This window comes from Microcoleus sp. SVA1B4, assembly GCF_036700545.1.
Taxonomy (GTDB): domain Bacteria; phylum Cyanobacteriota; class Cyanobacteriia; order Cyanobacteriales; family Microcoleaceae; genus Microcoleus.
Genome location: NZ_JAUBPB010000029.1, coordinates 39,247 through 55,259 on the forward strand (window position 1 = coordinate 39,247; position 16,013 = coordinate 55,259).

A 16,013-nucleotide genomic window follows, 5' to 3' on the forward strand; every position below is an offset into this window, starting at 1 on the left:
AAAAATACGTTATGTTACGAGAAAAAATTCCTACACTCAGTCAATGTCGCTGTACGATCGCCTAGACTTAACCAAACACAATCGCAAGCTAAAACTCCCCCTCTCTCAACGGCTAAATCTCACTAGAACCCCCAAACTCCGCTGTCACGGCTGTCGTTCCCGTACCCAGCCTCAGTGGGAGTTTTGCCCTTCCTGTGGAAGAGTTCTAATTGATAATGATAGCGATTTTCGCCGTTGTATTTGGGTAGATTTATCAGGAATGGATGTCGCACCCGAAAATAAAGAAGCGATCTTTTCCTTACTGATGGACGCTTTCTCCAAACTCTACGGCGCATTTAGAAGCGTCAAGGTATTTTTGACCTCCGATCCCCCCGATCGCAAAGAGTGGGGCGAAGATTTTACTCATGTTTATATATTCGTTGATAGCCAGCCGGTTGACTATCTCGGCGTGGCTAGCTTCAAATCGGGAATGGTTACAGATCGGGCGATTATTCGGATCGATCAAGTATTCTATGCTTCTTACAATGCCAGCCTTAGTCTCAATCAACTATCTAACTTAATTGCAAATACCATTGCCCATGAAATAGGACATACACTAGGACTCGATCATTCTGCACTTCCGACCGATGTCATGCACAATGGACTCCTTCATACTGTTCATAGTTTAATGCCTCCCTCATTTCACGCAGAGCAAATAAACTCCATGAACAATGCTATTCGCAGATATAAAGCCTTGAATAATTGATGGGCTAGAACCATAAAATAGCTGAATTTAGAGATCGAATTCCCCTGGATTAATGCCTACAGCATGGCAAGCTTCTTTGACAACCTTCTTTTCATCTTTGTCAAAATTACCATCCGCACCACCGATAATAATGCCAATTTGGATGACTGCACGACCTTGGTCTAGTTTTTTATTAAGTTTCCCTATCGCTTGGATAGCCTCAATTTTACCAAAATCGAAGTCTTGTGATAGCTTCTCACAATAAAAATCAAATTTTTGCTTCAACTCCGACGCCGGAAAAATTTGGAGTGTTTCATTGGAAATTATTAGAGCCGCCGTTTTTTGTCTTTCCTCGGTATTGATAGTGCCATCAGCAGCAGCAATCAATGCACAGATGGCCATTGAGGCTTCAGCAAACTCATTATTTTTAAACTTGGAAATGTTGGTTTGCAGAGAATCGTTCATTTGCGATACGTTCTGCTTTAATTTCTCCCAGAAACTCATTTTTTCTCCTATTTGGTGAATGAGATATGATGTTTGCGACCGGAGTCCGAGTAATCTAACCTGCTCTTAACTTGCCAAGCAATTGCCGGCTCCTGTAAGACGCTCAAGTTTATGGATTATACTTCTGTAGTTTATCATGTTTCTTGAGATTTTAGATTAATCAAGTCAATTTTCATAACTAATCGCTCTTTCACAGGTTTTTTCGTGGACTATCTTACTTAATAACTAATCGCTCTTTCCAGAGGATCTTGTAACTGAAGTTCTAAGGGTCGATCGGAGCGAATTTCTAAACCGGGTAACTCATGTTTGACTAACATTTTTTCGCCTGTTTCAGCAGTGGCACTCGACCAAAGTACCCAGCGACTGCCAGGGGAAAGAGTGTTTAAACTTGCAGAGTTTTGAGTCAGCCAAATTATCGGCAGTTTCGACCGATTATCGATCGCATCTTCCCCAGCATTAACCGCCGCTAAAGTTTCCAAAACTACCCGGTTCCCCGAAACAAGTCCAGTCCCGGCAGTCCAAAGTTTGACGTTTAACAGGCGCTTGCTAGCATAGAAGTAAAGAGACGCAGCTACTGTCACGGCTCGTTCAAATTCTTCTGGCTGCCACGCCGCAGCGCTGTCGAGAGCAATAATAATTTCTTGACCGCCGGCTGCAACTTCTAACTCTCTCACCCGCAGTTCTCCGTAGCGGGCGCTGGTGCGCCAGTGAATCAGGCGGGTGGGGTCTCCGTGGCGGTAAGGTCTCAGGTTGCGGGTGAGGCCTTCGGTGGCAGTTTGCGATCGACTGCGATTGTAAAATTGCGGGCTGTCTTCTTGACCGATGCGATCGATCAAAGGACAAGTGCTCAACGGCAAAACCTTTGGATACACAACCGCCACCGCTTTGACTGCGCGGCTGCGTCTGCACCAAAACAACCCTAAAGGTGCCGCCGTCCTCAAGTTTATCTCTTGCCAACGATAGACGCCGCGCTGCCGGACTTCCAGATAGTATGTATCCCTGTATATACTGTTAGGCTCTATGACTTCGATCGGGCGGACAACTGGTTCTCCCAATACAAACGGCAAGATGTCTACCACTTGCAACAGAGTCTTAGGTTCGCGGGCGCGATTTTCGATTTCTAGTTCAACGGTGATTTGATCGCCCGCACTCACTGGTTCGATCGGGCGGCGACGGACTTCCAAGGAACGGAGCGATTTTCCAGGCAAAACCGCCGCTACTCCCAACAACGCCAAACCCCCACCGCTGAGCACGTACAGCCACCCAGACATTGTATTAGTTGCCGACCCAAAAAAGAAAACCGTCATCCCCGACAGCAGCCAACCCGCGTAGGCAGGTGTAACAGCGCGATTTTCGAGCCAGTCGGCAATTTTGTGACCGATGTTCATAGGAGTTAAAATTGTTAATTACTCGATCGCCCCATCAAGCCTAATTGTAAAATATTCTCAGCATTTAACACCGAATTAGCTGCGAGCGATAAAATTAGAAATCGGGCCTTTTTTCGCAATTAATACATTGACCGCGCCCAACAACGGATACAAGCCCCAACACTCGCTTTGTGGACATACCCCAATTTTAGAGCTTAGTTCAAGCTCCCAGATTAATCTGTCGAGTAAATCTAAAATCTAAAATCTAAAATCTAAAATCGATTGACTGGAGACCAAAAAATGAACCCATTAAACAATCCTACACCCGTTCAACCAGAGGCTCAAGGCCGCCGACGAACACCGCCACCGCCCCCGCCCTTGGCTGCAACTCCCGCACCGCCTCCAGCGCCGAGTGTGCCCCCCGCAGCCCAGCAGCAGCGGCCTGTTGAGACACCCGTCAGTACGATCGAACAAATGGTCAGAGATGCCCATGCAGCGAGCGCTTCCGACATTCACATTCGAGTCGGCCAACTACCTCGATTTCGGATTCGGGGCGTGATGCAAGTAGCAACTAACCACCCCAAAGTAACCCCAGAAATTTTTGAAAATTACCTAGCCGAAATTCTCACCCCCGAACAGAGAAAACAGTTTGCAACTACCAAGGAATTAGACTCAGCAATTTTTTACCCTGGCTTCGTGCGGTGTCGGCTAAACTGTTTTGATTCTCTCAGCGGCGGTGCCATAGTATTGCGGTTGATTAGTTTGGAAATACCTACTATCGATTCCTTGAGGTTGCCAGAAGTTCTCAAAAATATCATTTTGCGATCGCAGGGATTAATATTGGTTACAGGCCCTACCGGTTCGGGGAAATCGACAACTGTAGCTGCGATGATCGACCACCTCAACCAGATGGAGCAAAAGCACGTAGTTACAATTGAAGACCCGATCGAATTCATTCATCCTTCTAAAAAATGCTTGGTCAGCCAGCGGGAAGTCGGCTTGCATACCCACGAGTTTCAGCAGGCTTTGCGCGCAGTTTTGCGGGAAGATCCCGATGTAATTCTGATCGGGGAAATGCGCGACAGAGTTACCATCAATACAGCTTTGCAAGCAGCTCAAACTGGTCACTTAGTATTGGGAACTCTCCACACTCGCAGCGCCATTAACGCTATTAATCGGTTGTTGAACCTCTACCCACCTGAAGAACAACAGGCGATGCGGCTTCAAATTTGCGATTCTTTAGTAGCGGTAATTGCCCAACTTTTGCTGCCAACAGTTGACAACCGTCGGGTAGCAGTTCACGATATTTTGGTGAATACACCTGCTATGCACGATTACTTGATGAAAGGTGCTGATGATGAAGCTTTCCGGTTGATGGAACATGATACTTACGAAGGAATGCAGATTATCAACCAAGGTCTTTACAAACTGGTGCTAGAAGGCAGAGTGACGATCGAAGAAGCAGCAAAAACTTCTCCTGAAGCCAGCGATTTAGACCGCCGCTTGCGGACAGGAGGCTACGATGTTGCCGACGCTCGCGGCTTTGAAGGCAGCAAAAAAGAACGCACCGTTCGCGCCTAGTAGCAGCACACATACAGGGGTAGGCACTGCAGGACTACCCCACCCCTCAAGTAACAAGATTTTGAGCAGACGGAAATATTTGATTAAGATTTTTGTGCGTATTTTTACTTAAACTTCACTTTCATTTAGTAACAAAAAATACATTTTAATTAAATAGTAAAGTGCTAGAATCAATGTCTAGTGTATTGTTAAGTTTTTTAAATGTAGACCCTACTTTACATAAACTTTAAAATTACGTGAAAACTCACAGGTTATTGCAAAGAAATAGTAAAGATATGTTCAGAGTATTGGCAGCAATCAGCAATTTAAGTATATAGTTGTAGTGACAAATTTTCGACAGAAAACATTCCGACTTAGCCGATATTTGCAGCTCGCAGAAGTAAGCAGGTTACAAAAGGGCTTAATAAAACTACAAGCCGAGCCGATCGCGTGTCTTTCCCATTAACTAGCTTTTCGTCGTCGAAAAAATCCTAAAACCCACCAGAATTTTAAAGATTCTGTTCCTCGAAAATTTGTTTAACAACGCGCTTATCAGCAACGGTATTTCTAGAATTTAAAGGAGAAAAAAAAGTGAAGAGTGCATTTAACCAAAGAGAAGTGTTTGAAGGTGCCAGCAAAGCGGAAATAATCGATCGCATCCAGCAGCTAGTTCGCCCCGGTTCCCCGGAACCCCAAGATCCTGAAATCCTCGCGGCATTACAAACTCTCACCGCACAGCTAATCTCCGCCTATCAAGCCGACGGACAATTAGAAAGCGAACCTTTTAGCGACGTGCGCGATCGCACTATTCACCTATACGCATCCGCCTGCAGCAGCAAAATCAAAGGAAAAACCATCCTCATCACCGGTGGAGAAGGATGTGTCGGTCGTTTCTTAATCGCAAAACTCCTCGAATTAGGCGCAACTAAAATCATTTCCGCAGACAACGCCCGATGTCACAACCCCGAAGAAAATCTCCCGCTTTTTACCAGAGAAGGTCGTGTAACTTTCTATGCCGCCGATATTCGCAACCTCGACGCGCTCAAACACATATTTGAGGTAGAAAAACCAGAAATTGTTTTTCACCTAGCAGCCCAACGTCAACCCGGACTAGCTGAAATCAAAATCCGAGAAACAGTTACAACCAGCCTGTTAGGATGTAAACACGTCATCCAACTCTGCGAAGAATACGGCGTAGAACACTGCATCTTCTCTTCCACAGGCAAAACATCTCGATATTTTACAACCGAAGTTTACGCCGCCTCGAAGAAGTTTGCCGAATGGCAATTTGCCAAAGCAGCTCAAGAAGGAGATGTCACTTACGGGATGGTTCGCTTTACTCATATGTTGGAAAATAGCTTGTTCTGCGAGCAAATGTCCAAAAAAGTAGAACAAGGTAAAACTGTCAACGTTCACGCTCCCCACCGTTACGTAACTGCTCAAAATCTGGTCGAAGCCGTACATTTATTGCTGAATTCTTTGGTTGTGTCCGTTCCCGGCAAACTGAAGTTTGTCGCAGTAAGTAATCTCGGTTGGCCGACAGAAACCTTGGAAGTAGCTCTTTATAAAATTCTTGAATCAGGCAAAAATCTGCCGATTTATTTTCAAGGACTTTTGCCGGGATATGAAGAACCGTTTTTCCTAGGACAATTTGACTGGAAAAAGCCTACCGATATTCACCTTCTAATTAATGTCTTGGAAGATCCTTTTAGAAGTGTTAACGATGCTGGCGACATGGTGAGTGTAGAATTAGCTCCTTTTTCTTTGCCCGTATTAGATAAACAAGTTTCAAAGCTGGAAAGCTTAATCATCGATCCAGATTTCCCCGAAGTGCAAATCAAGCACGCTCTTGTCGCAGCGGAAAAAGAAGTCATTGCTTCCTCTTTTGCGTGGAGTGCGCCTGAAGACTTGTTGAAGATTTTGCAGTGGGGAATCAATCCCAAGAAATTGCAAGGTTACGGAACAGAAATCGCTGACTATAGCGAGATTATCGAACTCCTCCTGCAAGGAATTTGCGGGCGACTTAGCCAAGAAGTCTTGCACAATGCTGGAGTTACGGCAGATGAGTTTGATGACTTAGTTGAGAGTCTTTCTACCCTGGATTCGATTCAAGCAGAAGTGGGATATTTGCGATCGATATCGAGATATCTAAGAGAATTTGCACCCCCCGCACAGTTCACCACCAAAAAATCTGAACCTGTTGCTATCCGCGATGCAGCGTAGCTTGAACATAGTTTTGAGTTGGGAGATTACTTCCTGAGTTCCCACCCACAGGGGATGAGTTATATCAATTCCGGTTGCACGAGCGAAATGATTGTTGACTATTGACTGTTGACTGTTGACTGTAGAAGGAGGGGTCGAAAAACTCAATGGTTGAGTGTTGATTGTTGACTCGATTTTATGATTCCGATGCAACCGGATTTGATGTTAAACATCGCCTAAGTGTTTAGTGGATTAAAAATAGAACACGTAGAAACCTGGTTTCTTTTTGAAACCGGGTTTCTCCAGTCTGGGCTTGTTTGACGTTTAATTAAATTGAGTGACTTAACATTGTCATAATTGACATGATATGATCTTACTGGAAACCGCACAACCGCAATCAAATTAATTTTTAGTGAGGAGGCTAGTCCTAATATTTTTAGGAGGACTTAAGTTCTCACAACAAATGTGAGAAGGGTGATTGTTGGCGGGCATGATATAATCATACTTTAGATAGCGTGGCGCAGTGAGTTAACAAAGATGCAATAAGATTAAATACACTCAATGAACGCAACAAATAAAATTAAATTAAGGTACTAGAATTGTGGAAATTAATCAGCTAATGTTCCTATTGATTGATGTTGTGCTATTGGCGATCGCCCTAATCCTTCTAATTCCCGTTGCAGTTCTATTTCTAGAATGCAGTGCAGCTTTCTTGTCCGGCCAGGGCGAGACAGCCGAAAGCAAAGCGCCCCGCCCCAAAGTAGCAGTTTTAATTCCCGCTTACAACGAAGCAGCAGGAATTGCCGCCACCCTCTCCACAATCTTGCCACAGCTAACACCTCAAGACCGCCTGTTAGTGATTGCTGACAACTGCACGGACGCTACGGCAGAAATCGCCCGTAACTGCGGTGCAAGTGCGATCGAGCGCCAAGACACACAACGCAAGGGCAAAGGATACGCACTGGATTTTGGCTTGCAGTCGATCGAATCAGACCCCCCCGAAGTAGTCATCATGGTTGACGCAGACTGCATCTGTCAGCCAGACTCTATAGAAAAATTAGCCCGGGTTGCAGTTACTGAACAAAGACCAGTGCAAGCAACTTATCTCATGGAACAGCCACCAAATCCTACTCCCAAAGATTCCATTTCTGCTTTAGCATTTCTTGTGAAAAACTTAGTCCGTCCCAGCGGATTAAAACAGTTAGGATTCCCATCATTACTAACAGGTACTGGCATGGCTTTTCCCTGGTCGATAATTCGATCGGTTTCCCTAGCTAGCAGCAATATTGTTGAAGATATGCAGATGAGTTTGGATTTGGCGATCGCCGGACACCCAACAGTATTCTGCCCCGAAGCCAACGTCACCGGGTGTTTGCCACAGCAGCAGCAAGCAGCTAAAAGTCAAAGAACCAGATGGGAACACGGTCACATACAGACATTGTTAACTCAAACTCCCCGGCTGACAGCAGCTTCAGTCGAACAAAAACGTTTTGACTTATTGGCGATCGCCCTCGACTTATCCGTCCCTCCCCTATCGCTTTTAGTCGCGATCTGGCTAGCTGCTTTTGCCACCTCTTTACTAGCAGCAATTTTGGGAACATCCTCAATTCCCGCCGTCTTGTTAGCAGTACAAGGATTGCTGATTTTAGTTTCAATTGTCGGCGCTTGGGCAAAATTCGGGCGTGCCGATATTTCTGGCTCAACTCTCTTATCTGTACCTTTTTACATCCTTTGGAAAATCCCTTTGTATCTAGGTTTTCTCCTGAAGCGGCAAACTAAATGGGTGCGGACAGAACGCGATGTTTAATATTTAAATTGAGAAGTTTTAACCGCAGATATCAGCAGATAAACACAGATGAACGCAGATGAACGCAGATATAATTGTATCTGCGTTCATCTGCGTTTATCGGCGGTTAAAAAAACATATATAAAAACTTAGGGATGAGAATTAAATAAAATCCACTTTTCATGACTGTTGTGGGATGGGCGTCCCGCCCGCCCAGAAAGGACGGGCGGGACGCCCATCCCACAAGAAAAAAGGGAAATTATTTAATTGACGATCCTTACAAAAAGTTCACTGCTTCACGGGAATTTCAATCACAAACTCAGCCCCCTCACCGGGCGCGGAAAAGCACATTAGCTTCCCGCCGTGTTTCTCTACCACAATCTGATAACTGATACTTAACCCTAAACCGGTACCTTTGCCCACAGCTTTTGTAGTAAAGAAAGGGTCAAATATTCGCGATCGTACTTCCTCCGTCATCCCCCGACCATTATCAGCAATATAAATTCTCACCAAGTTTTGGTCGCATACCTCAGTCCGAATCTTAATCCTTCGCTCAAAAATTGGAGATAAAGGATTTTCTAGTTGGGCAGTTGTCTCCGGTCGCCCAACTCCTAACTCCACTGCATCAATTGCATTGCTCAAAATATTCATAAACACCTGATTTAACCCAGAAGCATAACAATTTACGTTCGGCAGTTGACCGTATTCTTTAACTACCTCAACCCCATGTCCGAGTGCATCCTTTTTCAACCTGTGCTGCAAAATTAGCAGAGTCGAATCAATCCCGGAGTGAACATCCACTGGTTTCATCTCGGCTTCATCCAGGCGTGAGAAATTCCGCAGCGACAGCACAATATTGCGAACGCGATCGACCCCAACCTGCATTGATTTTAGAATTTTAGGCAAATCTTCTTGAATAAAAGCGAGGTCAATATCTTCTGTTCTAGCAACAATCTCAGGATTAGCATTCGGGTAAGATTCCTGGTAAAGCTCAATCAATCCCAGCAGCTCCGAGCTATAATCGCTAGCATGGAGAACATTGCCATAAATGAAATTAATCGGATTATTAATTTCGTGAGCAACCCCCGCCACCAACTGTCCCAAAGAAGACATTTTTTCAGTTTGAATTAGTTGAGTCTGCGTCGAGCGTAATTGGGACAAAGTAACTTCTAATTGTGTCGCTTTTTCTCTCAATTGCCCCTCCGACAGTCGCAAAGCATCCTCCGCTAACTTGCGCTCCGTAATGTCCTGTATCGTCCCAAATAACTTAATCACCTTACCGCCATCAAAAATAGCTTGCGCCTTAAGATAAATATATCTGACCGCTCCATCAGCGCGCAAAATTCTCATCTCATACTCGCAAGGATTTCCTAACAGACTAATCTGCTCTACTGCCTCTAACCACAACTTTAGGTCATCTGGATGAATTTGCTTCCTGTGTTCTAAAATAGTGGGTTCTGGTAGTTTAGGGTCAATGCCAAAAATTCGGAATACTTCCTCAGACCAAGTTAATTTATCCCCCTCCAAATCAAATTCCCAGTTGCCGAGGTGCGCCAGTTTTTGAGCTTCTTGCAGCTTAGCTTCTTTAGTCTTTAATTCCTGCGTGCGCTCTTCTACTCTCACCTCCAGCGTCCGCGAATAATCCTCCAACTGTTCCTTAGCCTCCGACAAATTAGCAACAAGTACCGCATTTTCTAAAGAGATAGCAGCTTGAGAAGAAAGTATTTTCAAAACCTCCAACCTAGTTGGAGAAAACGCTTCAGTAGCTAAATTATTTTCCAGATAAAGGAGACCTACGAGTTTGCTTTGATTCAGAATAGGAGTACAAAGCGCAGATTTCACTTGCTGCCTTTTAATATAGGGATCGTCTGTAAATAGACCTTCTCTAGCAGCCTGACTTAAAACTACATCTAAGTGCGTTTTTTCAACATAATTAATCACGGTTATTGGCAAAACCTCTGCAGGAGATACTCTAGGGCATTGTTCAACTGCAACATCCGAAGACTCCACCGATGCCGCTGCTTGAATCAGCAATTTGCCTCCCTTGGGCATCAACAGAAAACCTTTTTGTGCACCAGCATTCTCGATCGCCATTTTCATTAACTTTTCTAACAACTTGTCCAACACAATTTCGCTAGCTAGCGCTTGAGATGCTTTAACAACAGTTGTCAAATCCAATAAACTGCTGTGACTGCTGCTCGTGCTATAATTAGTGCTAGTAATAGTTCTATCTGCGCCCGCTTTTGCCATCGAGGCAGGGGGTAAAGAGAGCGGATACTGTGACTCCAAATGTTTGACCTTGGCGGTTGCTCCCCAGTGAATATAGCCGTAGTAAGCATCTATTAGATAACTCTGAGCCACTTTGTTTCGACCGCGAGCCAGATAAAATTCTGCCGCGCGTTCGTTGGCTAGCGCTTCTTCGTGGATGTATTCATTCTCCGAAGCTCCTTTCACTGCTCGATCGTAATACAGAGCAGCTTTTTCATATTGTCCCAATACTCGCGCTTTCTCTGCCTCTACCAAGTCATATTTATGCTGATAATTTCTCGGAGAGTTCACAGCCCAATGCTTCATTTTTTTCTGAAGCGAAGCAACTTTTTTTAAGTATTTTTTCTGTTCAAATTTTGAAGCTGTGGGATACAAAGCTAAGAGTGCTAGGGAATAGTAAAAATTGTGGAGGGGAACATACATCATGCCCATCACAGCCTCAGAATAATTTGATGCCATAATGGCATTTTCAGCAGATATTGCATAATTCTTAAATAGATAATTTAGCCATAATTTAGACATATATACTACAAATATTACCAGATTGTTTTGACCATCTCTTAATCCTGGTAGCATAGTTTCTTCATTAAACTTTTCGCCCGTCAATAGGCAAGGATTGTCTGTTTTACCTTGCAAATTTAAGACAACTTGCGCCCCAACTCTGGCTTGATAAATCATAAATTCATTCTTATAATTCACCAACATTTGAATATAGTGACTCTGCTTAGTCTCTACAGAATCCAGAGGTTCCCCACTCAAAAATATATAATTGCTGTAAAAACTAGCACAATAACAAGCATTGTTGACATCTCCGGTTTCCAGTCCACTCTGAATACCCTCCAGTAAACCGCTAAGACTTTCCCTGACGTGTTCAGACCAGTGACGGATAAAACCATTAAAGCTTAGTGAGATTAGAGAGTTGTGCAAGTTGGTATGAAATCGCTCTAACACTGCCTGAGCTAGTTGACCGTATCGGTATCCCGAATCCATATCACCTAACACTCCACAGAGAATCAAACCATACCCTACATACCCGAAACTAGACAGCGGCGTATTCCCGTACTTCAGAGAAAGAATAACCATTTTAAAGATGATCAGTGGGTACAGATCAGGTGCTACTATAAAAGCAGCAGGAGTCATATTCGTTAAAATCCTTATAGCCGCAATTTTATTAGGGTCAGTCATTGGCGGCAGATTCAATAAATCATCAATCTGCTTGTTTTTTAAAGCTAGTTTTGTCAGAAATAGCTCCATGAGAATATTCAGTTTTTTGGGGGTTTTAGGGATATAAATTCCCAGCATTTTCAAAGCTTCGAGAGCTATATCTATCGAATGTTGAGCTTGATTTTGATTAAAATAAAAAACTATTTTTAGCTCATAAACCTTAATTTTTTCTAGCAACTTTTGGGCGCGGAATATAATCACATCTGATAGCTGAAACGCTCGCTCAAAGTCGGTATTTATGTAGGACAATTCCAGCGCTTCGATATGGAGTTCCATGATTAAATCGTAGTGACTCTGCCAAGCTTCTTCAGCTAAAAGTCCTAGACCTGCATTAAAATACTTGAGTGCCGCTTCATAGGCGGCAGAACTCTTAGCTTTCTTGCCAGCTATGAGATTAAAGTTAGCTAATTCATCTCGCTTTGACTGAGTGGTGATGAATTCCACTCCGATATTGAGTTGGTTGACAATATCAAAGATATTTTCTGCGATTTCTGACGCGGGAGTTGAATCCAGTAGCAGGAAGCCGATTTTTAAGTGGGTTTGTTTTTTCTGGGAGTCGGGAATGAGAGAATAGGCGGCTTGCTGTACGCGATCGTGCAAAAACCTGTAATCAATTGAGCGTTGCATAATTGCGGGATGATTTTGATTGTTTTGTGGGATGGGCCTCCCACCCCTCCCGTGTGTTTTCACGATTTCTTCATCAAGCATCGGAATTTTGTAAGCATCGCTCATTGGTAGAATTAAACCAGCTTGAAGTGCATCCCATAAATCAGCCGCCGTTTCAGGACCGGATTTTTCTCTAACAATTGCCAAATTCTCTAAATTAAAACGGTTGCCCATACAAGCCGCTAATTTTAATACTTGCTGCGTCTCCTCCGGCAGTTGTTGCAGATTCCGAGCAACTAATTCAACGACACTGTAATCTGCAATGCCAGCGGCTTCAATTTCCGTGATGTCCCACTGCCATGCACCAACAGTGAAATCAAAAACTAACAGTTGTTCTGAGTGAATAGTTGAAAGAAGTTGAGTTATAAAAAAAGGATTTCCGCCAGTTTTATTAAAAATTAACTCGCTCAAAGACTTTAACTTTTCAGTTTGATTACCCAAAGTATCGCATACTAGCTCAGTGACGCTGCTCAACTCTAAACATGGGAGCATAATGTGATGCACCTGAGCACCAGTCTGTTGAATTTTTTCGACAGTTTGAACTAAAGGATGAGTCGAATTGACTTCGTTATCTCGATAGGCTCCTATCAGTAAAAAATATCGGCTCTCCAAGTCTGTTACCAGTTCCTGAATCAATTTTAAGGAAGCTAAATCTGCCCACTGCAAATCATCCAGAAATAGAACTAAGGGGTGTTCTGCTTGGGCAAACACCTTCAAGAATTCTTTGAACAATCGATTAAAGCGATTTTGAGATTCTGTAGGCCCCAATTGTGGAACAGCAGGCTGCGAACCAATTATTAGTTCGACAGAAGGGACAACATCAATAATAATGTGACCGTTTTGACCTAGCCGCGACAAGAGCTTTTCTTTCCAAATTGCCAACTCCTCTGAGCTTTTTGTTAATAACTGCTGCATCAATGACTCAAAGGCTTGAGTCAGGGAAGCATAAGGAATATCCCGCTTAAATTGGTCAAATTTACCAGCAATAAAATAACTCCGCTGCCTGACAATTGGTTTGTGGATTTCACTAACCACTGAGGTTTTACCGATGCCTGAGTAACCGCTTACCAACACCATCTCAGTTTGTCCCCAACTGACTCGCTCGAAAGATGTCATCAAATCAGCGACTTCTTGTGTGCGACCGTAGAGTTTTTGGGGAATCAAAAATTGACCTGATTTGTCAAGTGTCCCAGGAATAAAATTTTCAATTTTGCCAGTAGTTTGTAGCTGAGTTAGACAATTTTCCAGGTCTGCTTTTACTCCAAAGGCACTTTGATATCGGTCTTCGGCATTTTTCGCTAATAGTTTCATGACAATGGATGAAATTATCTGCGGGACTTGATTGTTTAGTCGATGGGGAGGAACTGGCGTCACCGCAATGTGGCTGTGAATTAATTCTAGCGGGTCGGTTGAATTAAAGGGCAACTCTCCTGTCAGCATTTCATAAAAGGTGATGCCTAGAGAGTACAAGTCAGTCCGGTAGTCGAGGTCTCGGTTCATCCGACCAGTTTGCTCTGGGGATATATAGGCTAGAGTGCCTTCTAGCACCATAGTATTGCTATTTTGGTGGACTTCTCTCGATAGGCGCGTCGCCATGCTAAAGTCGGTGATTTTTACTTGTTCAAAATCTGGTGTTATGATAATATTTGAGGGTTTTATATCTTTATGAATAATCTGGTTGTAATGCACTTCTCCGAGAGTTTGAGCCACTTGAATAGCTAGTGGCAAAAATTTATGAAGTTTAATGCTTTTACCAGCTTGATGGTGCTTGAGAGATTGACCGCCACAATCTTCTAAGATCAGAGCGAAACTGTTGTTATATTTTTCTAAGCTATGGGGTTTGACAATCCCTTCGAGTTTGAGATTCGAGCTAATTTTGTATTCATGTCTCAAACGGGTAATTTCTTCTATTGTGGGGTACTCGGTATTGAGTGTTTTAATAATGACTGACGCTCGATCGCACTCTCTGACAGCGCGATAAATGATTGACTTGACACCAATTTGAACAACTTCTGTGATTTTGTAACCGGGAAGTGCATTCATGCTTTTATTCTGTGACTAATTGTTGGGTTAACATCGTGCTTGATGTCGATCGGGCGGCGGGGCGGCGGTACTTAAGTATTTTTAATAAATTATGTTTTTTTATATACCTAAAAACTTAAGCAATTACTCGGTGTTTTTTGAGGTAAGTAGATGCATAAAAGTTTAAGGGGGTGTGAACTGGCCCAGAACAGCACATCTCCTTGGATCTCCCGCTGAAATGTGCGGTTTGACACTTCACGCAGTCGAGCTTCACACTATTGTAACAAATTCTGTGATGTCGATCGCACACATGACAGACAAATTTTTATATACTCAAAGTTTTGCTCAATGTTTGAGTCCGGTAAACAACAACGAAGGGGACGCCCGGGGCAGGAAAACGCAGGTTTAGGCGATCGAGAACACAATTAAACGTGATATCAAACACAACAATTATTGATTTAAATCACATTTACGTCGTGATTAAGTTACTAGCCTATAGATTCATTAATCAGGTGCATCACAATGGAAGAAGTCCTAGAATTGATTGAAAAGAAGAAGCAAGAATTTGCTAAAGCAGAGCTATTTGAGTTTATGCGAGACAAAAGTATAGACCCAAGACAACGCCTAGCTTTCGCTCCCTGCATTGCTCACTTTGCAATGAGTTTTGGTGAATTGAACCAGTCTATTTTCCGAGAAGAACCAACCAACGATCCTCTTCAGGCAATGATCAACAATCATACTTACGAAGACGATCATCACTGGTTGTGGTTTTTAGCAGACATGGAAACACTGGGTATTAATAACAAATCCTTGAAGTTCAGCGATGCTTTGAATTTTGTCTGGAGTGAACAACTAAAAGCTTCACGGTTGGTAACATATCAAATTTTTCGATACGCTTTTGGAGCCAGTCCCATCACCAAGCTAGCAATTTTGGAAGTGGTAGAAGCATCGGGTAACGTGTTCTTGTCAGCGACAGCATCAATTGCCGAAGAACTCCGATCAATTACTAAAAAGGAGCTTATCTATTTTGGCTGTTTTCATTTGGATGTGGAAACAGGTCATACTACAGGGACGCCGGATGTGGAGCAATCGATCAAAAATATACCACTGACTATTGAGAGCCGTCAAGAGATTTTTGAGATAGTTGAGAATTTGTTTGAAATTTTCACGAAACAGATTGCTGAACTTCTGGTTTATGCAAAAACCCATAGCTTTGACCAACCTTTTACCCAGCCCCGCGAGATTTTGGAACCTTTAAAAGTTGCGTAGCTTACGAGATGTAAAGTTGGCTATTTTTAGAACCAGATCAATCTTAGAATTAGACAAAATCTACTACTTACAAGGAGACCCATCATGTCACAACTTAACAGCAATTCTTCTCCGCTCATGAATGAACTAGAACCGAATTTGATCCACACTTGGACTGAGAATTTGGATATCGCTCATACCTGGACTGAGAATTTGGATATCGCTCATACCTGGACTGAGAATTTGGATATTGCTCATACCTGGACTGAGAATCTGGATATTTCTCAGACTTCTCCCATAGCTGAAGATGAGAAAGTAGCAGTCGGATAAAATCTGTTGCAAACTGAAAGGTTGCACCAATGTTAATTGGGGCTTTTTCGTGGGTGGGGGCGGGTTTACTTAACCTGTTTGTACCATTTAAAGCGGTTGGTGAACCCGCCCC

Annotated in this window: 9 protein-coding genes; 6 read left to right on the plus strand and 3 right to left on the minus strand. The window is 43.3% G+C overall.

The window, feature by feature from the left end; genetic code table 11:
- The first annotated feature begins 43 nt into the window (after positions 1 to 43).
- Positions 44 to 745 (plus strand): zinc-dependent metalloprotease family protein, encoded by a 702-nt coding sequence (locus QT987_RS15315; protein ID WP_333241450.1) that lies wholly within the window; start codon positions 44 to 46, stop codon positions 743 to 745.
- 27 nt (positions 746 to 772) lie between these two features.
- Here the strand turns inward: QT987_RS15315 and QT987_RS15320 are convergent, their stop codons facing one another.
- Both QT987_RS15320 and QT987_RS15325 read right to left on the minus strand, forming a co-directional pair.
- A complete protein-coding gene (locus QT987_RS15320; RefSeq protein ID WP_333209493.1) occupies positions 773 to 1,228 on the minus strand; it encodes a TerB family tellurite resistance protein in 456 nt (151 codons plus the stop codon).
- Positions 1,229 to 1,446: 218 nt separating this feature from the next.
- Positions 1,447 to 2,616 carry a DUF58 domain-containing protein gene (locus QT987_RS15325; protein ID WP_333241452.1) on the minus strand — a complete coding sequence of 390 codons (1,170 nt, stop codon included), beginning with the start codon at positions 2,614 to 2,616 and terminating at the stop codon, positions 1,447 to 1,449.
- A gap of 279 nt (positions 2,617 to 2,895) precedes the next feature.
- Here QT987_RS15325 and QT987_RS15330 point away from each other — a divergent pair, with 279 nt between their 5' ends.
- The 3 genes from QT987_RS15330 (at position 2,896) to QT987_RS15340 (ending at position 8,164) form a co-directional block, all read left to right on the plus strand.
- A complete protein-coding gene (locus tag QT987_RS15330; protein WP_333056086.1) occupies positions 2,896 to 4,176 on the plus strand; it encodes a PilT/PilU family type 4a pilus ATPase in 1,281 nt (426 codons plus the stop codon).
- A gap of 570 nt (positions 4,177 to 4,746) precedes the next feature.
- The gene (locus QT987_RS15335) at positions 4,747 to 6,378 is read left to right on the plus strand and encodes a polysaccharide biosynthesis protein (RefSeq protein ID WP_333241454.1); all 1,632 of its coding nucleotides are present in this window, start codon (positions 4,747 to 4,749) and stop codon (positions 6,376 to 6,378) included.
- Between the two features lie 598 nt (positions 6,379 to 6,976).
- Entirely contained in the window at positions 6,977 to 8,164 is a 1,188-nt protein-coding gene (locus QT987_RS15340; protein WP_333241456.1) for a glycosyltransferase family 2 protein, read from the plus strand.
- Between the two features lie 267 nt (positions 8,165 to 8,431).
- On the opposite strand, the gene QT987_RS15345 is transcribed toward QT987_RS15340, so the two are convergent.
- On the minus strand, positions 8,432 to 14,344 hold the full coding sequence (locus QT987_RS15345; protein ID WP_333241458.1) for an AAA family ATPase: 5,913 nt from the start codon (positions 14,342 to 14,344) through the stop codon (positions 8,432 to 8,434).
- A gap of 501 nt (positions 14,345 to 14,845) precedes the next feature.
- On the opposite strand from QT987_RS15345, the gene QT987_RS15350 reads away from it, so the two are divergent.
- Both QT987_RS15350 and QT987_RS15355 read left to right on the plus strand, forming a co-directional pair.
- Positions 14,846 to 15,592 carry a hypothetical protein gene (locus QT987_RS15350; protein WP_333241460.1) on the plus strand — a complete coding sequence of 249 codons (747 nt, stop codon included), beginning with the start codon at positions 14,846 to 14,848 and terminating at the stop codon, positions 15,590 to 15,592.
- An 84-nt stretch (positions 15,593 to 15,676) separates the two neighbouring features.
- Entirely contained in the window at positions 15,677 to 15,901 is a 225-nt protein-coding gene (locus QT987_RS15355; RefSeq protein WP_333241462.1) for a hypothetical protein, read from the plus strand.
- Positions 15,902 to 16,013 lie beyond the last annotated feature (112 nt).